The sequence below is a fragment of the Achromobacter sp. genome, assembly GCF_036567245.1.
Taxonomy (GTDB): Bacteria; Pseudomonadota; Gammaproteobacteria; order Burkholderiales; family Burkholderiaceae_B; genus Achromobacter.
Map to the genome: position 1 here is coordinate 1 of NZ_DATCUY010000283.1, position 25,896 is coordinate 25,896.

General features: G+C 65.9%; 21 protein-coding genes. 20 read left to right on the plus strand and 1 reads right to left on the minus strand.

The genetic code is table 11. The features are described from left to right. The 14 genes from rsmH to lpxC form a co-directional block, all read left to right on the plus strand. Positions 1-631: 16S rRNA (cytosine(1402)-N(4))-methyltransferase RsmH (gene rsmH, locus VIR09_RS12540; RefSeq protein WP_332013166.1), on the plus strand; the 631-nt coding region annotated here is incomplete at its 5' end. After that, complete coding sequence (gene ftsL, locus VIR09_RS12545) at positions 631-921, plus strand: cell division protein FtsL (protein ID WP_105555527.1); 291 nt, start codon at positions 631-633, stop codon at positions 919-921. The genes rsmH and ftsL, both read left to right, overlap by 1 nt. Continuing rightward, positions 918-2,648, plus strand: a complete 1,731-nt coding sequence (locus VIR09_RS12550; RefSeq protein ID WP_105555526.1) for a peptidoglycan D,D-transpeptidase FtsI family protein — start codon at positions 918-920, stop codon at positions 2,646-2,648. Before ftsL ends, VIR09_RS12550 begins: the two co-directional genes overlap by 4 nt. Next, positions 2,645-5,503, plus strand: a complete 2,859-nt coding sequence (murF, locus tag VIR09_RS12555) for a bifunctional UDP-N-acetylmuramoyl-L-alanyl-D-glutamate--2,6-diaminopimelate ligase MurE/UDP-N-acetylmuramoyl-tripeptide--D-alanyl-D-alanine ligase MurF (RefSeq protein WP_332013167.1) — start codon at positions 2,645-2,647, stop codon at positions 5,501-5,503. Before VIR09_RS12550 ends, murF begins: the two co-directional genes overlap by 4 nt. Next, on the plus strand, positions 5,493-6,662 hold the full coding sequence (gene mraY / locus VIR09_RS12560; RefSeq protein WP_105555524.1) for a phospho-N-acetylmuramoyl-pentapeptide-transferase: 1,170 nt from the start codon (positions 5,493-5,495) through the stop codon (positions 6,660-6,662). The genes murF and mraY overlap by 11 nt, the downstream gene beginning before the upstream one ends. Further along, positions 6,659-8,191, plus strand: coding sequence for a UDP-N-acetylmuramoyl-L-alanine--D-glutamate ligase (murD, locus tag VIR09_RS12565; RefSeq protein ID WP_332013168.1), 1,533 nt, complete (start codon positions 6,659-6,661; stop codon positions 8,189-8,191). Before mraY ends, murD begins: the two co-directional genes overlap by 4 nt. Then, a complete protein-coding gene (gene ftsW / locus VIR09_RS12570; RefSeq protein WP_332013169.1) occupies positions 8,188-9,381 on the plus strand; it encodes a putative lipid II flippase FtsW in 1,194 nt (397 codons plus the stop codon). The genes murD and ftsW overlap by 4 nt, the downstream gene beginning before the upstream one ends. After that, positions 9,378-10,454 carry an undecaprenyldiphospho-muramoylpentapeptide beta-N-acetylglucosaminyltransferase gene (gene murG, locus VIR09_RS12575; RefSeq protein WP_332013170.1) on the plus strand — a complete coding sequence of 359 codons (1,077 nt, stop codon included), beginning with the start codon at positions 9,378-9,380 and terminating at the stop codon, positions 10,452-10,454. Before ftsW ends, murG begins: the two co-directional genes overlap by 4 nt. Continuing rightward, positions 10,451-11,857: a UDP-N-acetylmuramate--L-alanine ligase gene (murC, locus tag VIR09_RS12580; RefSeq protein ID WP_332013171.1), complete on the plus strand. Its 1,407-nt coding sequence runs from the start codon at positions 10,451-10,453 to the stop codon at positions 11,855-11,857. Before murG ends, murC begins: the two co-directional genes overlap by 4 nt. Beyond that, the gene (locus VIR09_RS12585) at positions 11,854-12,804 is read left to right on the plus strand and encodes a D-alanine--D-alanine ligase (RefSeq protein ID WP_332013172.1); all 951 of its coding nucleotides are present in this window, start codon (positions 11,854-11,856) and stop codon (positions 12,802-12,804) included. Before murC ends, VIR09_RS12585 begins: the two co-directional genes overlap by 4 nt. A 12-nt stretch (positions 12,805-12,816) precedes the next feature. Then, entirely contained in the window at positions 12,817-13,641 is an 825-nt protein-coding gene (locus tag VIR09_RS12590) for a cell division protein FtsQ/DivIB (RefSeq protein WP_332013173.1), read from the plus strand. A gap of 4 nt (positions 13,642-13,645) precedes the next feature. Next, entirely contained in the window at positions 13,646-14,872 is a 1,227-nt protein-coding gene (ftsA, locus tag VIR09_RS12595) for a cell division protein FtsA (protein WP_006217473.1), read from the plus strand. Between the two features lie 189 nt (positions 14,873-15,061). Next, positions 15,062-16,246, plus strand: a complete 1,185-nt coding sequence (ftsZ, locus tag VIR09_RS12600; protein ID WP_013391532.1) for a cell division protein FtsZ — start codon at positions 15,062-15,064, stop codon at positions 16,244-16,246. A gap of 241 nt (positions 16,247-16,487) precedes the next feature. After that, entirely contained in the window at positions 16,488-17,411 is a 924-nt protein-coding gene (gene lpxC / locus VIR09_RS12605) for a UDP-3-O-acyl-N-acetylglucosamine deacetylase (RefSeq protein WP_332013174.1), read from the plus strand. 255 nt (positions 17,412-17,666) lie between these two features. Here lpxC and VIR09_RS12610 read toward each other — a convergent pair whose 3' ends face one another. Further along, a complete protein-coding gene (locus VIR09_RS12610; RefSeq protein ID WP_013391534.1) occupies positions 17,667-18,074 on the minus strand; it encodes a DciA family protein in 408 nt (135 codons plus the stop codon). Between the two features lie 127 nt (positions 18,075-18,201). Here VIR09_RS12610 and VIR09_RS12615 point away from each other — a divergent pair, with 127 nt between their 5' ends. From VIR09_RS12615 to VIR09_RS12640, 6 genes are all read left to right on the plus strand, one after another. Beyond that, positions 18,202-19,173 carry a M23 family metallopeptidase gene (locus tag VIR09_RS12615; RefSeq protein WP_332013180.1) on the plus strand — a complete coding sequence of 324 codons (972 nt, stop codon included), beginning with the start codon at positions 18,202-18,204 and terminating at the stop codon, positions 19,171-19,173. Positions 19,174-19,364: 191 nt separating this feature from the next. After that, positions 19,365-22,100, plus strand: coding sequence for a preprotein translocase subunit SecA (gene secA, locus VIR09_RS12620; protein WP_332013175.1), 2,736 nt, complete (start codon positions 19,365-19,367; stop codon positions 22,098-22,100). A 13-nt stretch (positions 22,101-22,113) separates the two neighbouring features. Then, positions 22,114-22,833: a VOC family protein gene (locus VIR09_RS12625; RefSeq protein WP_332013176.1), complete on the plus strand. Its 720-nt coding sequence runs from the start codon at positions 22,114-22,116 to the stop codon at positions 22,831-22,833. Positions 22,834-23,041: 208 nt separating this feature from the next. Further along, positions 23,042-23,797, plus strand: coding sequence for a GntR family transcriptional regulator (locus VIR09_RS12630; protein WP_332013177.1), 756 nt, complete (start codon positions 23,042-23,044; stop codon positions 23,795-23,797). Next, positions 23,794-24,783, plus strand: a complete 990-nt coding sequence (locus tag VIR09_RS12635; RefSeq protein ID WP_332013178.1) for a tripartite tricarboxylate transporter substrate binding protein — start codon at positions 23,794-23,796, stop codon at positions 24,781-24,783. The genes VIR09_RS12630 and VIR09_RS12635 overlap by 4 nt, the downstream gene beginning before the upstream one ends. A gap of 61 nt (positions 24,784-24,844) precedes the next feature. Next, a partial coding sequence (locus tag VIR09_RS12640) for a thiamine pyrophosphate-binding protein (RefSeq protein WP_332013179.1) occupies positions 24,845-25,896 on the plus strand: 1,052 nt, incomplete at its 3' end.

The window sequence follows — 25,896 nt, forward strand, 5'->3', positions numbered from 1 at the left end:
GGTGGCGGATTGGCTGGCGCAAGCCAGTGTGGATGAGATGCGGGAGGTCATAGCGGATTATGGCGAAGAACGGTTTGCTTTTCAGGTTGCAAAGGCGATTGCTGCTCGCCGCGCAACAAGGCCGCTGCGCACCACGCTCGAGCTTGCCGAGTGCGTCGCCAGCGCCGTCCGCACGCGCGAAAAGGGGCAGCATCCGGCCACACGCACCTTTCAAGCTTTACGGATTTACATCAATCGGGAACTCGAAGAGCTCGCGCGCACCCTCGCGGCAGCTCTAGACCTGCTTGCTCCGGGGGGGAGGTTGGCGGTGATCAGCTTTCATTCGCTTGAAGACCGCATGGTCAAGCAGTGCATCGTGGCGGCGGCTCGGCCGGCCGCCGCGCATGCACGCCTGCCGCTGCGTGAAAGCGAAATGCCCCAGCCGATCCTGCGTTCCCTTGGCCGTGTCCAGGCCGAAGACGACGAGGTCTCGGGTAATGCCCGCGCCCGCTCCGCTGTCCTGCGCGTTGCCGAACGCACCGAAACGCCACTGCCCGCCGAGGGCGGCTTCGCGTTCGTGAAGATCGGTTCGCTGCCCGGCAGCGACCTGGCTCCGCCGCCTCGCCGCGGCGGCAAGGGAGGGCGGCGCTAATGGGTCGTGTCAACTTGATCATTGCGGCTTTACTGATGCTGTCGGCCATTTCCCTGGTCACCAGCCGGTATCAGTCGCGTCAGCTCTTTGTGGAGCTGGGACGTGATCAGGCCCAGGAACGCGACCTGGAAACCAATTGGCGCCGGTTGCAGCTTGACCGCGCCGAACTCGCCCGCAACGCGCGGGTCGATGTGATTGCACGCGACGGCCTGAAGATGATTCCCATCGTTCCGGACCGCACGCTGTATCTGAATCAAGCGCCCGTCTCCACCGCTGGGGGCGCGCAATGAAACGCGTTCCCTTCTTCGACAACCCCGTGCTGCGTGGGCAACTGCCCACCTGGCGCGCGCGCCTGGTGCTGATCCTGCTGTTTGGCGGATTCACCGTGCTGGCTGGCCGCGCGCTCTTCCTGCAAGGGCTGTCGACGGAGTTTCTGCAGCAGCAGGGCGAACGCCGTTATGAACGCACCCTGACGCTGGCGGCCACGCGCGGCAAGATCATGGACCGCAACGGCGCGGTGCTGGCTTCCAGCGTGCCGGCGCGCGCCATCTGGGCAATTCCGGAAGACGCCAAGCAGGGCACGCCTGCGCAGATGGATACGCTGGCCAAGCTGCTGGACATGCCGGTGGCCGATTTGCGTCACCGCCTGGTCGATGAAGACAAGAACTTCGTCTACCTGAAGCGCCAGGTCCCGATGGACGTGGCCGACAAGATCAAACAGTTGGGCATGGCTGGCGTGCACCAGCAACCCGAGACCCGCCGCTACTACCCGGACGGCGACGTGATGGCCCACGTGGTGGGCTTCAACAGCGTCGAAGACCAAGGCCAGGAAGGCGTCGAACTGACGTTCAACCAGCAGCTGTCTGGCCGCCCCGGCAGCCGCCGCGTCATCAAGGACCGGCTGGGCCGGGTCATTGAAGACGTGCAGGCCGTGACGTTGCCGGTGGACGGCCGCGACTTGCGCCTGTCCATCGATACGCGTTTGCAGTACCTGGTGTTCAAGGAATTGAAGGACGCCATGGACAAGCACCAGGCCAAGGGTGCTACCGCCGTGGTCGTGGACGTGCATACGGGCGAAATCCTGGCGCTGGCCAACGTGCCGACTTTCGATCCGAACAAGCGCGAGTCCTTCCACGGATCCAAGCTGCGCAACCAGGCCATTACCGACACGTTCGAGCCCGGCTCGATCATGAAGCCGTTCACCGCCGCGCTGGCGCTGGACCTGGGCCGGATCACGACCTCGACGTTGTTCGAAACCGGCAATGGCCGCTTCAGCTATCAGGGCAGCACGATCAGCGACGTGAGCCGCAACGGCACGTTGGACGTGGCCGGCGTGCTGCGCAAGTCCAGCAATATCGGCATGACCATGATCTCCGAGAAGCTGGAATCCCGCGAAATGTGGGACCGCTTCACCGAATTGGGCCTGGGCCAGGCGCCTCAAGTGGGATTCCCGGGCGCTGCGCCCGGCCGCTTGCGCCCCTGGGACCGCTGGCGGCTGATCGAAAAAGCGACGATGGCTTATGGCTACGGCCTGTCCGTGTCGCTGCTGCAAGTGGCGCGCGCCTACACCGTGTTCGCGCGCAACGGCGACATGGTGTCGCTGACGCTGGTCAAGCGCGACAGCGACCCCACCAGCGTCAAGATCTATACGCCCAAGACGACCGCCATGGTGCGCGCGATGCTTGAAGCGGCCGCCGGCCCCGAAGGCACGAAGGCCGCGCAGGTGCAGGGTTACCGCGTGGCCGGCAAGAGCGGCACCGCGCGCAAGATCGTCGACGGCAAGTACAGCATGCAGCGTTATCGGAGCTCGTATGTGGGCTTCGCTCCGGTGTCGGATCCGAAGATCGTGGTGGCCGTGTCCATCGACGAGCCGACGGTCGGCGGTTATTACGGCGGCGCGATCGCCGCGCCCGTGTTCTCCCATATCGTGGGGGGGAGCCTGAGGCTGATGGGGGTGCGGCCGGACGCGCCATTTGAATCCACGATTGTTGCTGGTCTCAAGGAGCCAGGCAGATGAGCGCCAAAGGCTTCCTCTCCCACCCTGTCGCCACGGTTGCCGAAACCGTGGCGTGGTTGCATGCGCGCGTCTCGTTGACGGCGCACCTCAAGCTGGACTCGCGCGATATCGAGCCGGGCGACGTGTTCGTTGCCTGCCCGGGCCTGTCCAGCGACGGACGTCTCTATATAGATAAGGCGTTGGCGCTGGGCGCCAGCGCAGTGTTGTTCGAAGCTCCGGCCAGCGAAGCCATCGAGGCCGCTGGCGGCGATACGCCGATGTTGCCCGTGACCGGGCTGCGCGCCTTGCTGGGCGAGTTGGCCGACACCTGGTACGGCCGTCCGTCCGCCGCGTTGGCGGTGGTGGCGGTGACGGGCACCAACGGCAAGACCTCGTCGGTCCAATGGATCGCGCATGCGCTGAGCCGTAACGACAAGCCTTGCGGCACCATCGGCACCCTGGGCGCCGTGCTGCCCGACGGCCGCACGCTGGGCGGCGACTTGACGACGCCCGACGTCCTGACCGTGCATCGCACGCTGGCGGCGATGCGCGACGCCGGCGCGAAGGCGGTGGCCATGGAAGCGTCGTCGATCGGTATCGAACAGGGGCGTCTGGACGGCGTGCGCATTGCGCTGGCCGCCTTCACGAACCTGACGCGCGACCATCTTGATTACCACGGCACGATGGAACACTACGAGGCCGCCAAGGCCCGCCTGTTCCGCTGGCCGGGCCTGACGGCCGCCATCGTCAATGCCGATGACGCGGCCGGACGCCGGCTGATTGCAAGCCTGCCCGCCGGTACCGGCGCGATGGGCTACAGCCTGAGCGACGCGCCCGAGATCCCGGCCGCGATGCGCGCACGCGATCTTCAGGCGACGTCCCAAGGTCAGATCTTCACGCTGGTGTCGCCCCATGGCGAAGCCCAGATCGTGACGCGTCTGCTGGGGTCGCACAACGTGTCGAACCTGCTGCTGGTGGCTGGCGTGCTGTACAAGCTCGGCCTGCCGTTCGCGCAGATCGCGCGGGAACTGGCCGCGACGGACCCGGTGGACGGTCGGCTGCAGACCGTGGAAACGCTGCCGGTCACGACGCAGGCCCATGCGGGCCGCGGCCCGCTGGTGGTGGTGGACTACGCGCACACGCCCGATGCGTTGTCGCGCGCCTTGACGGCACTGCGCGCGGTGGCGGTTGCCCGCTCTGGCCGCCTGATCTGCCTGTTTGGCTGCGGCGGCGAGCGCGATCCGGGCAAGCGCCCCGAAATGGGCCGCATCGCGGCGGAACTGGCCGACCACGTAGTGGTGTCCAGCGACAATCCGCGCACGGAATCGCCCGAAGCGATCGTTGAACAAATTCTGGCCGGCATCCCGAAAGCGGCAAAGGCCGATGTCCAGGTCGACCGCGCACGCGCCATCATGCAGACGATCTGGGCCGCATTGCCCGAAGACGTGGTGCTGCTGGCGGGCAAGGGGCACGAAACCTATCAGGACATGGGGGGCGAAAAGCTGCCTTTCGATGACCGCGAATGGGCGCGCCTGGCATTGCTGCTGCCGCAGGTCAAAGGCGTGTCCACGGATACCCGCCGCATCGGCACGGGCGAATTGTTCGTGGCGCTGGTCGGCGAGAATTTCGACGCGCACAACTATCTTGATCAGGCCGAAGGCCGAGGCGCCTGCGCGGCTGTCGTGGCGCATGCCGTCGGCGACGCGAAGTTGCCGCAATTGGTGCTGGGCGACACCCGCCTGGCGCTGATGCGCATTGGCGCGGCGTGGCGTTCGCAGTTTTCGCTGCCGGTGGTGGCAGTGACGGGCAGCAACGGCAAGACGACCACCAAGGAAATGATCTCGGCCATGCTGGCCGAATGGCGGGGCGAAGCGGGCCGTTTGGCCACCGCCGGCAACCTGAACAACGATATCGGCGTGCCGCTGACGCTGCTGCGCTTGCGTCCGGAACATCGGGCGGCCGTTTTCGAACTGGGCATGAACCACCCGGGTGAAATCGCCCAACTGGCCGCCATGGCGGCGCCGACGGTCACCCTGGTGACGAACGCGCAACGCGAACACCAGGAGTTCATGCACACCGTGGAAGCGGTGGCGCACGAGAACGGCGCCGCGATCACGGCGCTGCCGGACGACGGCATTGCCGTGTACCCGGGAGATGAACCGTATTGCGCAATCTGGGATGCGCTGGCGGAACCGCGCCGCGTGCTGCGCTTTGGTCTGCAACCCGGCCTGGATGTGTACGCCGAGAATATTCTTGCCGACGTGAGCGCCACGCGCTGTCGCGTCGTGACGCCTGTTGGCACGGCGGAGCTGTCCCTGCCGGTGCCCGGGTTGCATAACCTGCGCAATGCACTGGCGGCGATCGCCAGCGCCATCGCGGCGGGAGTGCCGCTGGATAGCGCCGTGCGCGCCCTGGCGGGTTTTGTCCCCGTTGCGGGCCGCATGCAGCACAAGCAAATGAGTGACGGAACGTTGCTCATTGATGACACCTACAATGCCAACCCCGATTCGGTTCGTGTCGCCATCGACGTGCTGGGCCGCATGGCCGGCAAGCGCGTTCTGGTGTTGGGCGACATGGGTGAAATCGGAGACGACGGCCCGGCCCTGCATGCAGAGGCGGGCGTTTACGCGCGCGAGCATGGGCTTGACGCGCTGGTCACGCTGGGCGAAGCCAGCCGGGCGGCCGCGGCCGCATTCGGAGCTGGGGCGCACGCCTGCGCATCGGTAGACGAAGTGGTTGCCGCCTTGCGCGGTTTGCGCGCGTCCTGCGTATTGGTAAAGGGATCGCGCTTTATGCGCATGGAGCGGGTAGTGACGGCTTTTTCTTTGAATGACGGACAGGCGGCCAAGGCGCAGGGAGAACACCATGCTGCTTGAGATCGCCCGTCTGCTTTCCGATGATGTGCGCGCGCTGGGCGTGTTCGAATACATCACTTTGCGCGCCGTGTTGGCGTGCGCGACGGCATTGCTGATCGGCCTGGTCGCCGGTCCGCGCGTGATCCGCAAGCTGACCGAGATGAAGATCGGCCAGGCCGTGCGTTCGTACGGCCCGGAGACGCATCTGGTCAAGACCGGCACCCCCACGATGGGCGGCGTGCTGATCCTGATTTCCATCGCCATCAGCACCTTGTTGTGGGCGGATTGGACCAACCGCTTCGTGTGGGTGGTGCTGCTGGTGACGTTCGGCTTCGGCTGGATCGGCTGGCGCGACGACTACCGCAAAGTCGTTTATCGCGATCCCGAGGGCATGCCCGCCCGCCAGAAGTTCTTCTGGCAGGCCACCATCGGCATGATTGCCGCGGTGTATCTGGCGTTCGCCGTGTCGGCTCCCGCCAATACCGAACTGTGGCCGCTGTTCAAGGCCTGGGTCGGAAGCGGCTTCACGATGGCGTTGCCGACGCGCGCCGACCTGATCGTGCCGTTCTTCAAATCGGTGAGCTATCCGCTGGGCGTGCTGGGCTTCGTGGCGCTGACCTGGGCCGTGATCGTCGGCACCAGCAATGCCGTCAACCTGACCGACGGCCTGGACGGCCTGGCGATCATGCCGACCGTGATGGTGGGCAGCGCGCTGGGCATCTTCGCGTACGTGGTCGGCCGTGTCGACTATTCCAAGTACCTGTTGTTCCCGTATATCCCCGGCGCCTCTGAATTGATGGTGCTGTGCGCGGCGATCGGGGGCGCGGGACTGGCATTTTTATGGTTCAACGCGTATCCGGCGCAGGTGTTCATGGGCGACGTTGGCGCGCTGGCGCTGGGTGGCGCGCTGGGCACCATCGCGGTCATCGTGCGCCAGGAGATCGTGCTGTTCATCATGGGCGGCGTGTTCGTGGTGGAAACGCTGTCGGTGATGATCCAGGTGACCTGGTTCAAGTACACGAAGCGACGTTATGGAACAGGTAGACGCATATTCCGCATGGCGCCGTTGCATCATCACTTTGAAGTGGGCGGCTGGAAAGAAACCCAGGTGGTCGTGCGTTTCTGGATCATCAGCATGATGCTGGTGCTGATTGGCCTCTCTACCCTGAAGTTGCGATGAATACGATGGAAACCTCCCGCGCTGACGCGCCGCTTGTCCTGATCCTCGGATTGGGCGAGACGGGTGTCGCCGCCGCTCGCTGGTGCGCCCGCCTGGGCGCCCGCTTGCGCGTGGCTGACACGCGCGCCGAACCGGGCGGGCTGGCCGCGTTGCGTGAATCGCTGGCGCAAAACGAAGTGGAATACCGGCTGGCCTGCGACCAGTCCTTCGACACGGCGCTGCTGGAAGGCGTGAGCCAGGTCGTGCTGAGCCCCGGCCTGGCGCCCACTCAGCCTCCCGCCGCAGACCTGCTGCGCGAGGCCGAGGCCCGTGGCATCGAGATCGTCGGCGAGATCGAATTGTTTGCGCGTGCGTTGGCCGACCTGGCCGAAACGCGCGAGTACCGGCCTCGCCTTTTGACCGTGACCGGCACCAACGGCAAGACCACCGTCACCGCGCTGACGCGCCAACTGATCGAGGCCAGCGGCCTGTCGGTCGTGGCGGCGGGCAACATCAGCCCCGCGGCGCTAGCCGCGCTGATGGAGGCGCTGGACGCTGAATCGCTGCCGCAAGTCTGGGTGCTGGAGCTGTCCAGCTTCCAGCTGGAAACGACGCGTTCACTGATGGCCGACGCGGCTGTGGTGCTGAACGTCACTCAGGACCACCTGGACTGGCACGGCGGCATGGAAGCCTACGCGCAGTCGAAGGCCCGCCTGCTGAAGATGGCCCGCGTGGCCATCGTCAACCGCGACGATCCCTACACCGTCGACATGGTCGCCACCCTGAACGCGCTGAATGTGCGTAGCTTCGGCCGCGATGTACCGGAACTGGTGGGCGACATGGGCCTGGAACTGGGTCAGGGCGTGGCATGGCTGGTGGCCTGCGAACCCAGTGATTTCGATGAGCCCGCGCCGCCGGTGCGCCGCAAGAAGGACGCGCCCGAACCGGTGCGCGCCAAAGGCCGCATGAGTCGCCTGATGCCGGTGGACGCTCTGCGCATCCGCGGCATCCACAATGCCTTGAACGCGCTGGCCGCGCTGCAGCTCGCGCGCTGCCTGGACCTGGGTTGGGGTTCCATGCTGCGCGCGCTGCGCGAGTACACGGGCGAACCGCATCGTGCGGCCTTCGTGCGCACGATCGGCGGCGTCGACTACATCAATGACAGCAAGGGCACCAACGTGGGCGCAACCGTCGCCGCGCTGGAGGGCCTGGGCCAGCAGGTGGTGTTGATCGCCGGCGGCCAGGGCAAGGGCCAGGATTTTTCGCCGCTGATTCCGGGCGTGGCGCAGCACGCGCGCGCCGTGATGCTGATCGGCCAGGACGGCCCCGAGATCGGCCGCGTGCTGGCGTCAACCGGCGTGAAATGCGTCATGGCTGAAACGCTGCGCGACGCGGTGCGCGGCGCCGCCGAACTGGCCCAGCCCGGCGACGCCGTGCTCTTGTCGCCCGCCTGCGCCAGCCTGGACATGTTCCGCAACTATCCGCATCGCGGACAGGTATTCGTGGAAGAGGTCGACGACCTGGCCCGTGACCGTGGAGAGGTCGCATGAGCCTGATCGCCGATCTCACCGCCAGCGTCAACGCCGTACGGCCCGGCCGTACCCGCATGCGCAATTTCGATCTGCCGCTGGTCATCGCGGCGTCGACCTTGTTGCTGCTCGGCCTGCTGATGGTGTATTCGGCATCGATCGCCCTGGCCGACGGCCCCCGCTACGCCTCGTATGGCCGCTACTACTTCGTGATCCGCCATGGCCTGTTCATCAGCGCCGGGCTGCTTGCCGCCGGCGTGGTGCTGGCAGTGCCGATCCGCGTGTGGCAGCGTCTGGCCGTGCCGCTGTTCGTGGTGGCTATCGTGCTGCTGGTGGCAGTGCTGATTCCCGGTATCGGCCGCGAAGTCAACGGCGCGCACCGCTGGATCCCGCTGGGCCCGCTCAACTTCCAGCCTTCCGAATTGATGAAGCTGGCCGCGCTGCTCTACGCCGCCGATTACACCGTGCGCAAGCAGGAACACATGCAGGCCTTCGCGCGCGGCTTCCTGCCGATGGCATTCGCGTTGGCGGGCGTCGGCATGTTGCTGCTGCTCGAGCCCGACCTGGGCGCTTTCATGGTGATCGTGGCGATCGCCATTGGCATCCTGTTCCTGGGCGGTATCAACGGCAAGTATTTCAGCAGCTTGCTGGCGGTGCTGGTCAGCACCTTCCTGATGCTGATCTGGCTGTCGCCGTGGCGCCGCGCGCGTCTGTTCGCCTATCTGGATCCGTGGAACGAAGACAATGCCTACGGCAGCGCCTACCAGTTGTCGCATTCGCTGATTGCCCTGGGCCGCGGCGAGTGGCTGGGCGTGGGCCTGGGCGCCAGCGTCGAAAAGTTGCACTACCTGCCTGAAGCGCACACTGACTTCCTGATGGCGGTGGTGGGTGAGGAGCTGGGCTTTGCCGGCGTGATGCTGGTCATCACCCTGTTCGCCATCATCGTCTACCGTGGTTTCGACATCGGCCGCCAGGCCATCGCCATGGAACGCACCTTCGCGGGCCTGGTCGCGCATGGCGTGGCGATGTGGTTCGGCGTGCAGGCCTTCATCAACATGGGCGTCTGCCTGGGCCTGCTGCCCACCAAGGGCCTGACCCTGCCCCTGATGAGCTACGGCGGCTCGGGCGTGGTGATGAACCTGTGCGCGTTGGCCATGCTAATACGGGTCGATGTGGAAAACCGCATCATGATGCGTGGAGGTCGGGTATGACGGCCTCGCGCACCATCTTGATCATGGCCGGCGGCACCGGCGGGCACATCATGCCGGGCCTGGCCGTGGCCGACGTGCTGCGCGAGCGCGGCTGGCGCGTGCTGTGGCTGGGCAATCCAGAAAAGATGGAAGGCCGGCTGGTGCCGCCGCGCGGCATCGAGCTGGTCCCGTTGCGCTTCCAGGGCGTGCGCGGCAAGGGCGCCGCGGCGCTGCTGAAGCTGCCGTTCCTGCTGTTGCGCGCGTTCGGGCAAGCCTGGTCGCGCTTGTCCGACGTGCGGCCCGACGTGGTGCTGGGCATGGGCGGCTACGTAGCTTTCCCGGGCGGCGTCATCGCCGCGCTGCGCGGCACGCCACTGGTCGTGCATGAACAGAATGCCGTGGCAGGCACCGCGAACAAGTGGCTGGCCCGGATGGCCCGCCGCGTGCTCAGCGGTTTTCCCGGCGTGCTGCCCAAGGGCGAGGCCATGGGCAATCCGGTGCGCGCGGACCTGTGCGCGCTGCCGGACCCCGTGGAGCGTTACGCCGGCCGCAGCGGTCCGCTGCGCGTGCTGATCGTGGGCGGCAGCCTGGGCGCCCAGGCGTTGAACACCACCTTGCCGCAGGCGCTGGCGCGCCTGCCGCAGGAAAGCCGGCCGGTGGTGGTGCACCAGGCTGGCGAACAACATTTGCCCGCGCTGCAGCAGGCCTACGCCCAGGCGGGCGTGGAAGCCGACTGCCGCGCATTCATCGATGACATGGCGGGCGCCATGGGCGAGGCCGACCTGCTGATCTGCCGCGCGGGCGCCATGACGGTGTCCGAAGTGGCTGCGGCGGGTGTCGCGGCCTTGTTCGTGCCGTTTCCGCATGCCATCGACGACCACCAGACCGCCAACGCGCGCTTCCTGAGCGACGCGCAGGCCGCCTGGCTGCAGCCGCAGACCGGCCTGTCGCCTGAATGGCTGGCGCAATGGCTGGGCCAGCGCTCCCGACAAGAACTTCAAGCCGTGGCCGAACGGGCCCGCGCGCATGCGCGCCCCGAAGCCGCAGCTCATATCGCCGACGTCTGTGAACAAGCAGCGGGGCGTTCATCATGAAACACAGAATTCAACACATCCATTTCGTAGGCATCGGCGGCTCGGGCATGAGCGGCATTGCCGAGGTGCTGCTCAACCTGGGCTACACCATCAGCGGTTCCGACCTGCACGAGTCGGCGGTGACCCGCCGCCTGGCCGGCCTGGGCATGAAGATCGCGATCGGCCACGTGGCCAGCAACGTCACTGGCGCCGCCGCCATCGTCACGTCCACGGCAGTGGCGGGCGACAACCCCGAGGTGATCGCCGCCCGCGCGGCGCGCATCCCGGTGGTGCCGCGCGCCCTCATGCTGGCGGAGCTGATGCGCCTGAAGCGCGGCATCGCCGTTGCCGGCACGCATGGCAAGACGACCACGACCAGCCTGGTGGCCAGCGTGCTCGCCGCCGGCGACCTGGATCCGACCTTCGTGATCGGCGGCCGCCTGAATTCCGCGGGCGCCAATGCGCGCCTGGGGCAGGGCGACTACATCGTGGTCGAAGCCGACGAATCCGACGCTTCGTTCCTGAACCTGCTGCCGGTGATGGCCATCGTGACCAATATCGATGCCGATCACATGGACACCTACGGGCACGATGTGGCGCGCCTGAAGAGCGCCTTCATCGAGTTCACGCAGCGCCTGCCGTTCTACGGCAGTGCGGTGCTGTGTTCGGACGATGCCAATGTGCGCGAGATCATGCCCTTCGTGTCGCGACCCATCACGACCTATGGCCTGAACGAAGAGGCGCAGGTGCGCGCCTACGAAGTGCAGCCGCAAGGCACGCGCATGCGCTTCAACGTGCAGCGCACGCATCGCGACACCCTGTTGCCGCCGCTGCAGGTCGAACTGAACTTGCCCGGCTTGCACAACGTGCGCAACGCGCTGGCCGCGATCGCCGTGGCGACCGAGCTGGGCGTGGCCGACGAGGCCATCTGCGAGGCGCTGTCTTCCTTCCATGGCGTGGGCCGCCGCTTCACGCAGACGGGCGACTTCCCCGTGCCGGCCAACCATGGCGGCGGCAGCTTCACGGTGATCGACGATTACGGCCACCATCCGGTGGAAATGGCCGCCACGCTGGCCGCCGCTCGCGGCGCCTGGCCCGACCGCCGCATCGTGCTGGCGTTCCAGCCGCATCGCTACACGCGGACTCGGGATTGTTTTGAAGACTTCGTACGCGTGCTGGGTACCGCTGATGCCGTGCTGCTGACCGAGGTCTACGCCGCAGGCGAGCCGCCGCTGGTGGCGGCGGACGGCCGGGCCCTGTCGCGCGCCTTGCGCGTGGCCGGCAAGGTCGAGCCGGTGTTCGTCGAGGACGTGGCGGAACTGCCGCAGGCCGTGGTGGATTTCGTGCGCGACGGCGACGTGGTGATAGTTATGGGAGCGGGTTCGATCAGCAAAGTCCCCGCCCAAGTTGGAGAACTGGCATGAGCACGCAATTCGGCAAGGTGGGTGTGTTGTACGGCGGACGTTCCGCCGAACGCGAAGTGTCCTTGATGTCGGGCGCGGGCGTGCACCAGGCGCTGGTCAGCGCCGGCGTGGACGCGCACCTGTTCGACACGGGCGAGCGTAGCCTGTCCGAGCTGGCCGCCCAGGGCTTTGACCGCGTGTTCATCGCTTTGCACGGCCGCTATGGCGAAGACGGCACCATCCAGGGCGCCCTGGAACTGCTGGGTATCCCCTATACCGGCAGCGGCCCGCTGGCGTCCGCGCTCGCCATGGACAAGACCATGACCAAGCGCGTGTGGCTGCAGCACGGCCTGCCCACGCCCGACTTTGAATTGCTGGATGCGGACACCGAACTGCGTCTGGTGCCCGACCGCCTGAGCCTGCCGCTGATCATCAAGCCGCCGCATGAAGGATCGACGGTGGGCATCACCAAGGTGGTGGGCTATTCCGACATGAAGGAAGCCTACGCCGCGGCCGCGCGTTTCGATGCCGAAGTGCTGGCCGAGCAGTTCATCACCGGCCGCGAGCTGACCGTGGCGGTGCTGGGCGGCGGCAAGACCGCGCGCGCGCTGCCCGTCATCGAGATCGCCGCGCCTGGCGGCAATTACGACTACGAGCACAAGTACTTTTCCGACGACACGCAGTACTTCTGCCCGGCCACGCTGCCGCCCGAAGTGGCCGCGGAAGTCGCCGAGATCGCGGTCCAGGCCTATCAGGCGCTGGGCTGCGAAGGTTGGGGCCGCGCCGATTTCATCCTCGACCGCGACAACCGGCCGTGGCTGCTGGAAATGAACACCTCGCCTGGCATGACCAGCCACTCACTCGTTCCCATGGCCGCCAAGGCGGTGGGAATCAGCTACGCCGACCTGTGCGTGGCGATCTTGTCCGAAGCCGCGTGCAAAGTGCGCAGCCCGGCCCGTAACGCTTGACCCGGATACTCTGTGTGGAACGACGCTCGCACCACCAACCTGATCGCCAACACGCTGGCCGTGCTGGCGGTTTGCGCCATGCTCGTCGCGGGCGTGGTGTGGGTGGTGCAACGCCCGTTCTTCACGCTGCAGGCCATCGAGCTGGAATCGATGCCGGACACCGAGCTCCACTACGTGTCCACGGGGGCGGTGCGGTCGGCGATCGCGGGCCGCTTCAAAGGCAATTTCTTCACGGTGGACCTGGACGACGCGCGCGAGATCTTCGAGTCGGTCCCGTGGGTCCGGCATGCCACCGTGCGGCGGATCTGGCCCAATGTGTTGCGCGTGCGGATCGAGGAGCAGCAGCCTCTGGCGCTGTGGAACGAGAACCAGATGATCAACACCTGGGGCGAAGCGTTCACGGCCAACACGGGCGAGGTGGACGACGAGACCGTGCTGCCGCAATTCTCCGGTCCGGAGGGCTCCGAATCGCTGGTCGTGCAGCGCTACGCCGAATTGGCGCGCTGGTTCGCCCCGCTGGACATGCACGTCACGCAGTTGGACCTGAGTCCGCGCTACGCCTGGCGCGTGGTGCTGTCCAACGGCATGTCGCTGGATCTGGGCCGCGATCCGGGCGCCGATGCGCCGGATCCGCATGGCCTGCCGGGCGCCTTGCCGTTCGCGGCCCGCATTCAACGTTTTGTGCAGGCGTGGCCCGCCGTGGCGGGGCGCCTGGAAGGGCGCACCGTGACGCAGGCCGACCTGCGCTATCCCAATGGTTTCGCCCTGGCGCTGGCTCCGTTGCCGCCGTCGGAAACCAAATCCAAATCCATACCGAAACCTCCCAAGAAACGCTAACGCCATGACCCGTGACATCAAGGACCTTATCGTCGCCCTCGATATCGGCACCAGCAAGGTGGTGGCTGTGGTGGCTGAAATTTTGCCTGAAGGGCGATTCGAAGTGCTCGGCCTGGGCCAGCATGAATCGCGCGGCATGCGCAAGGGCGTGGTCGTCAATATCGAGACCACTGTGAATTCCATCCAGCGCGCGCTTGAAGAAGCCGAGCTGATGGCAGATTGCAAGATTCGCGACGTCTATACCGGCATTGCCGGCAGCCATATCCGCAGCTTCAATTCCAGCGGCATGGTCGCCGTGAAGGACAAGGAAGTCACCGCCACCGACGTTGCCCGCGTCATCGAGACCGCCAAGGCGGTGAACATCCCGACCGACCAGCAGGTGCTGCACGTGCTGACGCAGGAGTTCATCGTCGATGGCCAGGAAGACATCCGCGAGCCCATCGGCATGAGCGGACTGCGCCTGGAAGTGCGCGTGCACATCGTGACGGGCGCGGTCAGCGCCGCCCAGAACATCGTGAAGTGCGTGCGCCGCTGCGGCCTGGAAGTGCAGGACCTGATCCTGCAACCCCTGGCCTCCAGCCTGGCCGTGCTCACCGCCGATGAAAAGGAACTGGGCGTGGTGCTGGTCGACATCGGCGGCGGCACCACCGACGTGGCCATCTTCACCGGCGGCGCGATCCGCCATACCGCCGTGCTGCCCATCGCCGGCGATCAGATCACCAACGACATCGCCGCGATGCTGCGCACGCCCACGCCCGATGCCGAGGAAATCAAGCTGCGCTACGGCGTCGCCAAGCAGGTGCTGGCCAGCCCGGACGAGTCCGTGGAAGTGCCGGGCCTGGGCGACCGCGGCCCGCGCCAGGTCAAGCGCCAGGCGCTGGGCGCGGTGATCGAGCCGCGCGTGGAGGAGCTGTTCACGCTGGTGCAGCAGGTCGTGCGCGATTCCGGCTACGAAGACCTGCTGGCTTCCGGCGTGGTCCTGACCGGCGGCTCGGCCCAACTGCCCGGCATGATCGAACTGGCCGAGGACGTGTTCCTCAAGCCGGTGCGCGTGGCAGTGCCCGAATACGAAGGCAGCCTGGCCGACGTGATGCGCAATCCGCGCTTCTCGACGGTGATGGGCTTGTTGCAGGAAGCAAGAATGCAGCGCGTGCGCGGCCGCAAGGTCGCCGCCCAGACAGGCAATTTCAAGAGCCTGCTGGCGCGCATGAAGGAATGGTTCATGAACTGAGTTTCAAGGGGCAGGTTGGGGCCTGTCCTTGGTGCGGTCAGCGGCGGTAATGCGGACTGGGCCAGAAGAGGGGAGGCGCTTCAAACCCGTTGCGGGCCCGTCCGGCGACGAGTTTGAGGCGATTCACAAAACATAGGTTGGTTGGGGAATTTTTGTGATTTGCGAAATCGGACTTGTGAGGGAGTCATCATGATGAACTTTGAGATGCTTGAGAACAACACCAAAGGGACCGTTATCAAGGTCGTTGGTGTGGGCGGTGCGGGCGGCAATGCCGTCGCGCACATGATTCGCAGCGGTGTGCACGGGGTGGATTTCATCTGCGCCAACACCGATGCGCAGGCACTGGCGGCGACCAACGCCCCGGTGCAGATCCGTCTGGGCCGCACCGGCCTGGGCGCGGGCGCCAAGCCCGAGCAGGGACGCGCGTCGGCTGAAACCGCGCGCGAGGAGATCCGTGCCGCGCTGAACGGCGCGCACATGGTCTTCATCACCGCCGGCATGGGCGGTGGCACCGGCACCGGCGCAGGTCCGGTCGTGGCCGAAGTCGCCAAGGAACTGGGCATCCTGACTGTGGGCGTGGTCACCAAGCCTTTCACCTTCGAAGGCAACAAGCGCCTGAAGATGGCCGAGGACGGTATCTCGGAACTGGCCAAGCACGTGCATTCGCTCATCGTGGTACTCAACGAGAACCTCTATGAACTGATGGACGAGGACGCGACGCAGGAAGACTGCTTCCGTTCGGCCGACGACATCCTGCACAACGCTTGCGCGGGTATCGCCGAAATCATCAACGTCGAAGGCAACGTCAACGTCGACTTCGAAGACGTCAAGACGATCATGGGCGAGCAGGGCCAGGCCATGATGGGCACGGCGTCGGCTTCGGGTGCGGACCGCGCCCGGGTGGCCGCCGAGCACGCCATCGCTTGCCCGCTGCTGGAAGGCGTGGACCTGAACGGCGCTCGCGGCGTGCTGGTCAACATCACTGCCAGCCGCTCGCTGAAGATGCGCGAAACGCGCGAAATCATGGAAACGATCCGCAGCTACGCTTCGGACGACGCGACCGTGATCTTCGGCACCGCCTACGACGAGTCCATGGGCGAAAACCTGCGCGTGACCGTGGTGGCAACCGGCCTGGGCCGTGCGCAAGCGCGTCCGCAGCTGGTGCAGAACACCGCTGAAGTGCTGCGTACCGGCACCGACAACATGCCCATGGGCACGATGCCGGCTGGCGGTCAAGGCGATTACCGCAACTTGGACATGCCGTCTGTCATGCGCAACCCGCGCAGCCAGGCGTCGGCTCAGGTGCGTGCTCTGGAAAGCTCGGGCATGGATCATTTCGACATCCCGGCATTCCTGCGCAAGCAAGCGGATTGAACCCAGGAGCCGATTTCTGGCTCTAAATGCACTCCCTCATCTCCGGCCTGCCTGTCCCCACAGGCAAGCCGGAGGCAGAGCGGTCCGTGTTTCCCTTGCACGGTTTCAATAAGGGACGGAGGTATCGGTCGATCCAGACGCCAAATGGCGCCAGGGATCGGACAGAGTTACAATACGTCAGTTACGCCGGCAATCTGTTCGTCTTCTTGCCGGCTTCCTGGCTCAAAAACACCAAAGTCTCATGTTCCGACAGCGCAGCATTCAGAATCTCGTCCGCACGACAGGCGTCGGCGTCCACTCCGGACGGCGGGTCGAGCTCACCTTGCGCCCGGCACAACCGAATACGGGCATCGTGTTCCATCGCGTCGATCTGCCACAGGTCGTGGACCTGCCCGCGCAGGCCACCGGCGTGGGTGACACGCGCATGGCGTCGGTGCTGCAGCAGGGCAATGTCCGCGTGTCCACGGTGGAACACCTGATGTCGGCGCTGGCCGGCCTGGGCATCGACAACCTGCATATCGACCTCACTGCCGAAGAAGTCCCCATCATGGACGGCAGTGCGGCCACGTTTGTCTATCTGCTGCGCTCGGCGGGCATCGTCGAACAGAACGCGCCCAAGCAATTCATCCGCGTGCTGAAGCCCGTGGAAGTGCGCGAAGGCGAAGGCCGCAACGAAAAATGGGCGCGCCTGGAGCCCCATGAGGGCTACGCGCTGGCGTTCTCGATCGATTTCCGCCACCCCGCCATCGATTCCACGGCCAATTTCGCCGAGATCGATTTCGCCACGCACTCGTATGTGCGGGAAATCGCCCGCGCGCGCACCTTCGGTTTCGTCAATGAAGTCGAGGCCTTGCGCTCCATGGGCCTGGCCCGCGGCGGCAGCCTGGACAACGCCATCGTCATGGACGAGTACCGCGTGCTCAACAGCGATGGGCTGCGCTACGACGACGAATTTGTAAAACACAAGATCCTGGACGCCATCGGCGACCTGTATCTGCTGGGCAAACCCCTGGTGGCGCGCTACGTCGCGTGCAAGTCGGGCCACGGCCTGAACAACCAGTTGGCCCGCGCGCTGCTGGAGCAGCGCGATGCCTGGGAACTGATCACTTACGAATCCCAGGCTGAAGCGCCGCAGGCATTCCGCCAAGAGTGGAAGCTGGCCTAGAGTCAGACCCACCCCCTACCCGCTGACGCGGGCCCCCTCAAGGGGGCGACGTCTGCGGACCGGCAAAGCCGGCTCCGCGACGTCCGCGCTATCATCTTGCGCAGCTAGGTCCCTGAGGACTCCCAGAGGATGTGACGGTCGTCATCCTCTAGCGCTTAAGGCGCAAACCGGCGGCAAACCATAGGATGAATCCGTCCGAGAACTTGGTTTCGCTTCGTTTCCGGGGGCTTCGGGTCAAGGACAACCCGGCCGGCTTCAGCTACTCTTGTGGTGCTTCAGCAGCTTGGCGACCGCGTCGGCCAGAGGGCCCGGCCGCAGGTTGTCGTGCAGTGTCTCGAACGCGCCCAGGGCGGTGTCGCCCAGTGGTTGCGCCTCTTTGGGAGGGCGCGGCTGGCGGGCGCCGGGTTTGGGCAAACCTGCTTGTACCTTGACGGCGATTTCGTTAAGGTTCCAGCCTTGGTCTGCCAAGGTCCGCGCGATGCGCGGTGCCAATTGACGCATCTTGGCCGCATGCGCGGCACTCGGCACCACCAGGTGGAGGCACTGGTTTTCCAGCTTGCCCACCTGGCATACGGCGCCCAGCGGGGCGGGCAGAACCGCCGCCACCGCGTACTGGATTTGCAAGTGCTTGCGGGCGGTCGCCAGAACGCCGGCGCCCCGCATGTCATGACCCAGCCATCCCAGGGCGGTATCTTCTTTCCGCCGGCTGGAACTGGAACGTTGACGGTATGAAGTGGGTCTATTCATGCCGGCTCTAAGAATTAGGAAGCAAACCTTGAAAATCGTGATTATGCACGCCCGTGACGGGCAGGACGGGCATTTCACCCTGGGCGGCGCGCGCCTCGCGCTGTTTCTGGGGGGCGCCTTGATCACGGCCGCCATCTTTGGCGCCGCGTTACAACGATACCTTACTCCGATCCTGCCGGCCGTACATGCCGTGGGCTGGCCCCTGGCGGGCCAACCCGGGCGCGACGCCGATTTCCTGCGCGGAAACATGAATCTGCTGGCCGCCAAGGTGGGGGCGCTGCAGGCCAAGCTGGTGAGCATCGACGGCCTGGGCCAACGGGTGGCCAAGGTCGCCGGCGTGGCCTACACCGATCCCGAACTGGCCAAGCAACTGGCCGTGGCGCAGCCCGAGGCGCTGACCCAGCCCGAAGCCACCCAGGTCATGGACGATCTGTTCACCGACCACCCGCCGCCCAGCGCGGCCTCGGCCGAGGCATTGGGCCGCCAGCTCGACGAAATCCAGGCCAGATTGGCCCAGCAGTCGGACAATCTGAAGTTGCTGGACGCGGCGCTGACGAAGCGGTCGGCGGACCAGGCGCGCATGCCGACAGCCATGCCGATCACCGATTACCCCTATCTCACCTCATCGTACGGCTGGCGTCGCAACCCCGTGACCGGCCGCAGCGCCATGCACGAGGGCCTGGATTTCGCCGCGCCTCCGGGTACGCCCATCCTGGCGGCCTCGGGCGGGGTGGTGCTGGAGTCCAAGTTCCAGCCGGGCTACGGCAATATGGTCGAGATCGATCACGGTGACGGCTTGATCACCCGCTACGCCCATGCTTCCTCCCTGATGGTGAAGCAGGGGCAGTTGGTGGAACGCGGCCAGCAAGTGGCCCGCGTGGGCAGTTCCGGCCGTTCCACTGGCCCGCATCTGCACTTCGAGGTCCGCCTGGCCGGGCAGCCGCTGGACCCGCGCCTGTTCCTGGGACCGCATCAGACCGCGCCGCCTTCCGCGGTGGCCCACGCCGCGCAGTGAACCCAGAGCGTCCGTGCCGGTCAAACCGGCCGGCAGTGCTACCCTGTCCATAGGTTCAGGCTATTGCGCTCCAGGTGCGTTAAACTGGTTCGTTTCCCAGCGGACCCCCGCTCAACCAATAACATCAAGTCACGGGTGACGCTGCTCCGGCCTTTTGCAGGCGCGGCGTGGCTCGTGCGGCCGACATACGCATGGTTTCTCTGCTCAAAAAACTCATAGGCAGCCGCAACGACCGGCTGCTTAAGCAGTATCGCAAGCTGGTAACCCAGATCAATGGGTTCGAACCCAAGATCTCCGCGCTCTCCGATGAGGAGCTGGCGGCCAAAACCGAGGAATTCCGTTCCCGTCACGCCCAGGGCACATCCCTGGACGATCTGCTGCCCGAAGCTTTCGCGGTTGTGCGCGAAGCGGGCAAGCGGGTGTTCGGCATGCGCCACTTCGACGTGCAGATGCTGGGCGGCATCGCCCTGCACAGCGGCAAGATCGCCGAAATGCGCACGGGCGAAGGCAAGACGCTCATGGCGACGTTGCCGGTCTACCTGAACGCGATCGCCGGCAAGGGCGTGCACGTGGTCACGGTGAACGACTACCTGGCCCGCCGCGACGCCGAATGGATGGGGCGTCTGTACCACTTCCTGGGCCTGAGCACAGGCGTGGTGGTGCCGCAGCAGCCCAACGAGGAAAAGAAGGCGGCTTACCTCGCCGACATTACCTACGGCACCAACAACGAGTTCGGCTTCGACTACTTGCGCGACAACATGGAATACCGTGTTGAAGACCGTCGCCAGCGCGGGCTGTTCTACGCCATCGTCGACGAAGTGGACTCGATCCTGATCGACGAAGCCCGCACGCCGCTGATCATTTCCGGCCAGGCCGAAGACCACACCGAGCTCTACGTCCGCATGAACGCGGTGCCGCCGCTGCTCAAGCGCATGGCCCACGAGCCCAAGCCGCAGGAGCCGGAACCCGAAGGCGACTACTGGGTCGACGAAAAGAGCCAGCAGGTCTATCTGTCCGAAGCCGGGCACGAGAATGCCGAAGGCATCCTGTCGCGCCTGGGCATCCTGCCCGAGGGCGAATCGCTGTACGACCCGCGCCATATCGCGCTGATGCACCACCTGATGGTGGCGCTGCGCGCCAACACGCTGTTCTTCCGCGACCAGCAGTACGTGGTGCAGGACGGCGAAGTGGTCATCGTCGACGAATTCACCGGCCGCCTGATGGTGGGCCGCCGCTGGTCCGACGGCCTGCACCAGGCGGTCGAGGCCAAGGAAGGCGTGAAGATTCAGCACGAGAACCAGACGCTGGCGTCGATCACGTTCCAGAACTACTTCCGCATGTACGAAAAGCTGTCCGGCATGACCGGCACGGCCGATACGGAAGCCTACGAATTCCAGGAAATCTACGGGCTCGAAACGGTCATCATCCCGACCAACAAGCCCATGGTCCGCAAGGACCAGAACGACCAGGTCTTCAAGACCGATGGCGAAAAGTACAACGCCATCCTCGAAGACATCCGCGACTGCCACGAACGCGGCCAGCCGGTGCTGGTGGGTACCACCAGCATCGAAAACTCCGAGCTGCTGTCGGGCCTGCTGAAGAAGGCCAAGCTGCCGCACGAAGTGCTGAACGCCAAGCAGCATGCCCGTGAAGCCGAGATCGTCGCTGAAGCCGGCAAGCCTGGCCACATCACCATCGCCACCAACATGGCGGGCCGCGGCACCGACATCGTGCTGGGCGGCAGCGTCGATAAGCAGGTCGACCTGATCCGCGCCGACGAGTCGCTGTCCGAGGCTGAAAAAGACGCTCGCATCGCGAAGGTGCGCGCCGACTGGAAGCCGCTGAACGAGCAGGTCAAGGCCGCCGGCGGCCTGCGCATCATCGGCACCGAACGCCACGAATCGCGCCGTATCGACAACCAGCTGCGCGGCCGTGCCGGCCGCCAGGGCGATCCGGGCTCGTCGCGCTTCTATCTGTCGCTGGAAGACTCGCTGATGCGCATCTTCGCGGGCGACCGCGTGCGTGCCATCATGGAACGCCTGAAGCTGCCCGAGGGCGAGCCCATCGAGGCCGGCATGGTGACGCGTTCGATCGAGACCGCGCAGCGCAAGGTGGAAGGCCGCAACTTCGACATCCGCAAGCAATTGCTGGAGTACGACGACGTCGCCAATGACCAGCGCAAGGTGCTGTACTCGCAGCGCAATGACGTGCTGGAAGCCGCCAGCGTGGGCGCCACCGTGCAGAACCTGCGCGATGCCGCCGTGACCGACATGGTCAACACCTACGTGCCGCCGGAATCGGTGGAAGAACAGTGGGATGTGCCGGCGCTGCAGAAGGCGCTGGAAGGCGACTGGCACCTGCAGCTGCCGCTGACGGAAATGCTGGAAAAGGAAGCCAGCCTGACCGACGACGACCTGCGCGAGCGCGTGGTGAACGCCGCGCGCGAGGCCTATCAGGCCAAGGTCGACCAGGTCGGCACGGAATCGTGGGCGCAGTTCGAGCGTTCGATCATGCTGCAGGCGATCGACACGCACTGGCGTGAACACCTGTCGGCGCTGGATTACCTGCGCCAGGGGATCCATCTGCGCGGCTATGCGCAGAAAAACCCCAAGCAGGAATACAAGCGCGAAGCCTTCGAGCTGTTCTCGGGCATGCTGGACCGCATCCGCGACGACGTGGTCCGGGTGCTGATGACGGTGCGCGTGCAGTCGCAGGAACAGGTCGAACAGGCAGAGGCCGAAGCGGCGCAGCCGCATGTGCAGAACGTGCAGTACCACCATTCCGATTACGACGAAGCGCTGGCCCAGTCCGAACCGGAAAGCGGTGCGCAGCCCGTGCGCAATGCTTTGCCCAAGGTCGGCCGCAACGACCCGTGCCCCTGCGGCAGCGGCAAGAAGTACAAGCAGTGCCACGGCAAGCTCGTCTGATCCAGGAGCCATCATGCTGCATTCCGTCGGCCGCACTGAATTCGACCATGCCGTGGTCATGGTGCGCGACCGGCTGGATGCGCTGGCCCCGCATTTCGAGCGCCAGGGGTTCCACCTCAGCGACAAGGCGGTGCACAACCTGGGGTCGTGCAACCGGCTGATCGTGCTGGAAGGCACGTATGTCGAACTGCTGGGCTGGCCGCCCGGCGCGCCGCCCGCGCGCAAGGAAATCGCCGATTCGCCGTTCGGGCTGGAGGCGCTGGTGTTCCGCACCTATGACGCCGAAGCCACCCGCGAGCGCCTGCTGGCGGCTGGGTTTGCCGTCAACCCGGTCCAGGAACTGAGCCGTCCCGCCGTGCTGGATGGTCAGGAAGTCCAGGCCCGTTTTCATACCGTGCGCTTCGCCGAGCAGCCCTTGCCCGGCATCCGCATGTATTTCTGCCGCCATCTGACGCCCGAGTGCGTGTGGTCGCCAGAACTCATGGCGCATCCCAACGGCGCGCGCAGCCTGGTGCGCATCGATGCCCGGGCGCAGGATGCGCGCGCGGTCGCCCAGCGGCTGGCGCTGGTGGCTGGCGTGGACGCCGAAGCCGCAAACGGCGGCTGGGACGTGCCGCTGGCGAATCTGCGGATCCACGTGAGCCTGGACGCGGCAGCGGCGGGGCCCACGCTTTCGACGCTGACCCTCGAAAACAAGGACGGCGCCCACTACACGCTGGACACCGGCTTGTAAACGCCAGGCGGCAGGCGCCGCCGCAGCAACGAATTGCCCGCACCGCCCGCGTTGCGGGCTTTTTTTCGCCTTGCGTTAGCCCCATCCAGGACGTACAGGGAGGCTGGCGGCATCGGGCTTGCGGGGAAACCCGGGTTGTTGCTCGAACTGTATGCACTTTAGTATGCATTTCATTCCCGGCCATTCAACCTAGCCCAGGTGAGCAGGCATGACCCAATCCTCTATCGCAGTCCGCCCCGCGGCGCGCACCAAGGAAGCGCAGGCGGAGCTGTACGGCGCGGTCAAGGCGATGGCGGTGCGCTTCGACTTCAAGCCTGGTGAACGCATCAACGAGGTGGAACTGGCCCGCAAGCTGAACGTCAGCCGCACGCCGTTGCGCGAAGTCCTGAACCAGCTGATGGTCGAAGGTTTCCTGACCCGGTCGGTCAACCGAGGTTTCATCACCCGCCTGCTCGACGCCAAGCAGATCCACAGCCTCTACGAATACCGCGCCGTGCTGGAGGCGGGCATCGTGCGCGCGGCTTGCGAGCGTGCCAGCGACGAAGAACTGGCCAGCCTGCGGGAGTTCGTCGAGCGGTCCCGCGATCTACCCGAAGACAGCGACGCGACCCGCCTGCTGGAACTCGATGAGGCCTTCCATCTGAGGCTGGCGCGCTGCTCGCGCAACGAGGAGTTCGTGCGCGCGCTGGAAAGCGTCAACGCCCGTATTCACTTCGTGCGCTGGATCGACATGCAGCAGGGGCGCCGCAGTCACACGCAGGGCGAGCACCTGCGTATCGTCGAGGCACTGGAACGGCGTGACATCGATGCCTTGCCGGGCCTGATGGACGCGCATATCGGCCGACGCCTGGACCAGATCACCGACGTCATACGCACCGGTTTTTCCACGATCTACATGCGGGACCAGGCCGAACCCGCCACGATAGCGCCGGCCAACACCATACAAGCAGGGGAAAAATCATGAATCACAGGATAAAGCGTGGACTGGCTGCGCTATGCATGCTGTCCGCCACGGCGGGGGCCTTTGTCGCCGCACCGGCCGCCGCCGCGGAGGAGCGGCCGCTGATACTGGTCGTGCCTTATCCCCCTGGAGGCAGTACCGACATCCTGGCGCGCATTCTGCAGCCGCGCCTGTCGCAGCAATTGGGCGGCCGCGCGGTGGTGGTCGAAAACCGGCCGGGGGCGGCCAGCCAGATCGCCACCGCCTTCGTGGCGCGCGCCGAACCCGACGGCAACACCTTGCTGGTCAGCTTCGACAACCATGGCATCAACCCCGCCGTGAAGCCCAAGTTGCCCTACGACACGTTCAAGGACTTCGTCGCCATTTCGCAGACGGTGCGTTTCCCGCTGGTACTGGGCGCCAATCCCAGCGTGCCGGGCGACAACCTGAAGGAATTCCTGGCGGCGGCCGCCAAGCAGCCGCCCAACAAGTTCAACTATGCATCCACCGGCGTGGGCTCGCTGAACCATCTGGCGCCCGAAGAACTCAAGCGCCTGTCAAAGGTCGAGCTGCTGCACGTGCCGTACGGCGGCGGCGGACCGGCAATCCAGGCGGTAGTGGGCGGCCAGGCCAGCATGACCTGGCTGAGCTTCGCGGCCCTGCGCGGCCAGATTCAGGCCGGCAAGATCAAGCCGCTGGCGGTGGCGGGCGACAAGCGCCTGGCCGATCTGCCGAATGTGCCGACGGTGGCGGAATCGGGTTTCCCCGGCTTTGTCGCCTATTCCTGGAGCGGCATGTTCGCGCCCAAGGGCACGCCGGAAGCGACGGTGAAAAAACTGACCGCCGATTTCAAGGCCGTGCTGGCCGATCCGGAAATCCGCAAGAAGGTCACGGACGCAGGCTTTGAGATCGTGGCCTCCGATGGCCCGGCGCTGGACGCCTACGTGAAGTCGGAATACGACCGCTGGAGCGCCTTCATCAAGAGCAGCAACATCAATCTGGATAACTGAACGGCGCGTGGCCGGCGGCGCGCCGCCCGGCCACGGCTCGTGCAACACAAGTGGAGATGACATGGAAAACATGACCGGCGCCGAAGCCATGGTGCGCATGTTGCAGCACAACGGCGTCAAGCACATTTTTGGCCTGTGCGGCGACACCAGCCTGCCGTTCTACGATGCGCTGTACCGGCTGGACCACGGCATGCAGCACATCCTGACGCGCGATGAGCGCAGCGCCGGCTACATGGCGGACGCCTATGCCCGCGTGACCGGCAAGGTCGGCGTGTGCGAAGGCCCCAGCGGCGGCGGCGCGACCTATCTGCTGCCCGGCCTGGTGGAGGCCAATGAATCGTCCATCCCGGTGCTCGGCATTACCTCGGACGTGGCGGTGGGCTCGCGCGGCAAGTATCCGCTGACCGAGTTGGACCAGGAAGCGCTGTACCGTCCGCTGACCAAATGGAACCGCACGATCGACCGCGCGGACCAGATTCCCGGCATGGTGCGCGCGGCCTTCCGCGCCATGACGACCGGCAAGCCCGGCGCTGCCCATCTGTGCTTTCCGTACGACGTGATGAAGCAGCAGGTGGACGGGTCCGATGTCTGGGCCCAGCCCGAGCATGGACGTTTCCCGGCCATGCGCTACGCGCCGGATCCCCTGGACGTCGCGCGCGCCGCGCAGCGGCTGGTCAGCGCGCGGGCGCCGGTGATCATCTGTGGCGGCGGCGTGGTCATCGCCGGCGCCAGCGGCGCCTTGCAGGAGTTGGCCGAATCGCTCAAGGCCGCGGTCTGCGTGACCGTGAGCGGGCAGGGCAGTCTGGCCGACAACCATCCCCTGAATGCGGGCGTGGTCGGCTCCAACGGCGGCGTGATGGCGACACGCGACGTGGTGGCCGCGGCCGACGTGGTGCTGTTCGTCGGCTGCCGCGCCGGTTCGACCTCCACCGAGCACTGGCGTTTCCCCAACCGCAACGTGCCCATCCTGCACATCGACATCGATCCCATGGTGATCGGCGCCAACTACCTGACCGAAGTCGGCATGGCGGGCGATGCCAAGCTGGCGCTGGAGGCCCTGGGCGTGGAGGTGGCGGCGCGCCTGGCGCACCGTCCTGCGGATGCCGCCGATGG

What these genes read in the sequence shown, in the direction of transcription:
- ftsL (WP_105555527.1), top strand. Translation starts at nt 631, where the DNA reads ATGGGTCGTGTCAACTTGATCATTGCGGCTTTACTGATGCTGTCGGCC.
- VIR09_RS12550 (WP_105555526.1), top strand. Translation starts at nt 918, where the DNA reads ATGAAACGCGTTCCCTTCTTCGACAACCCCGTGCTGCGTGGGCAACTG.
- murF (WP_332013167.1), top strand. Translation starts at nt 2,645, where the DNA reads ATGAGCGCCAAAGGCTTCCTCTCCCACCCTGTCGCCACGGTTGCCGAA.
- mraY (WP_105555524.1), top strand. Translation starts at nt 5,493, where the DNA reads ATGCTGCTTGAGATCGCCCGTCTGCTTTCCGATGATGTGCGCGCGCTG.
- murD (WP_332013168.1), top strand. Translation starts at nt 6,659, where the DNA reads ATGAATACGATGGAAACCTCCCGCGCTGACGCGCCGCTTGTCCTGATC.
- ftsW (WP_332013169.1), top strand. Translation starts at nt 8,188, where the DNA reads ATGAGCCTGATCGCCGATCTCACCGCCAGCGTCAACGCCGTACGGCCC.
- murG (WP_332013170.1), top strand. Translation starts at nt 9,378, where the DNA reads ATGACGGCCTCGCGCACCATCTTGATCATGGCCGGCGGCACCGGCGGG.
- murC (WP_332013171.1), top strand. Translation starts at nt 10,451, where the DNA reads ATGAAACACAGAATTCAACACATCCATTTCGTAGGCATCGGCGGCTCG.
- VIR09_RS12585 (WP_332013172.1), top strand. Translation starts at nt 11,854, where the DNA reads ATGAGCACGCAATTCGGCAAGGTGGGTGTGTTGTACGGCGGACGTTCC.
- ftsA (WP_006217473.1), top strand. Translation starts at nt 13,646, where the DNA reads ATGACCCGTGACATCAAGGACCTTATCGTCGCCCTCGATATCGGCACC.
- ftsZ (WP_013391532.1), top strand. Translation starts at nt 15,062, where the DNA reads ATGATGAACTTTGAGATGCTTGAGAACAACACCAAAGGGACCGTTATC.
- lpxC (WP_332013174.1), top strand. Translation starts at nt 16,488, where the DNA reads ATGTTCCGACAGCGCAGCATTCAGAATCTCGTCCGCACGACAGGCGTC.
- VIR09_RS12610 (WP_013391534.1), bottom strand. Translation starts at nt 18,074, where the DNA reads ATGCGGGGCGCCGGCGTTCTGGCGACCGCCCGCAAGCACTTGCAAATC.
- VIR09_RS12615 (WP_332013180.1), top strand. Translation starts at nt 18,202, where the DNA reads ATGCACGCCCGTGACGGGCAGGACGGGCATTTCACCCTGGGCGGCGCG.
- secA (WP_332013175.1), top strand. Translation starts at nt 19,365, where the DNA reads ATGGTTTCTCTGCTCAAAAAACTCATAGGCAGCCGCAACGACCGGCTG.
- VIR09_RS12625 (WP_332013176.1), top strand. Translation starts at nt 22,114, where the DNA reads ATGCTGCATTCCGTCGGCCGCACTGAATTCGACCATGCCGTGGTCATG.
- VIR09_RS12630 (WP_332013177.1), top strand. Translation starts at nt 23,042, where the DNA reads ATGACCCAATCCTCTATCGCAGTCCGCCCCGCGGCGCGCACCAAGGAA.
- VIR09_RS12635 (WP_332013178.1), top strand. Translation starts at nt 23,794, where the DNA reads ATGAATCACAGGATAAAGCGTGGACTGGCTGCGCTATGCATGCTGTCC.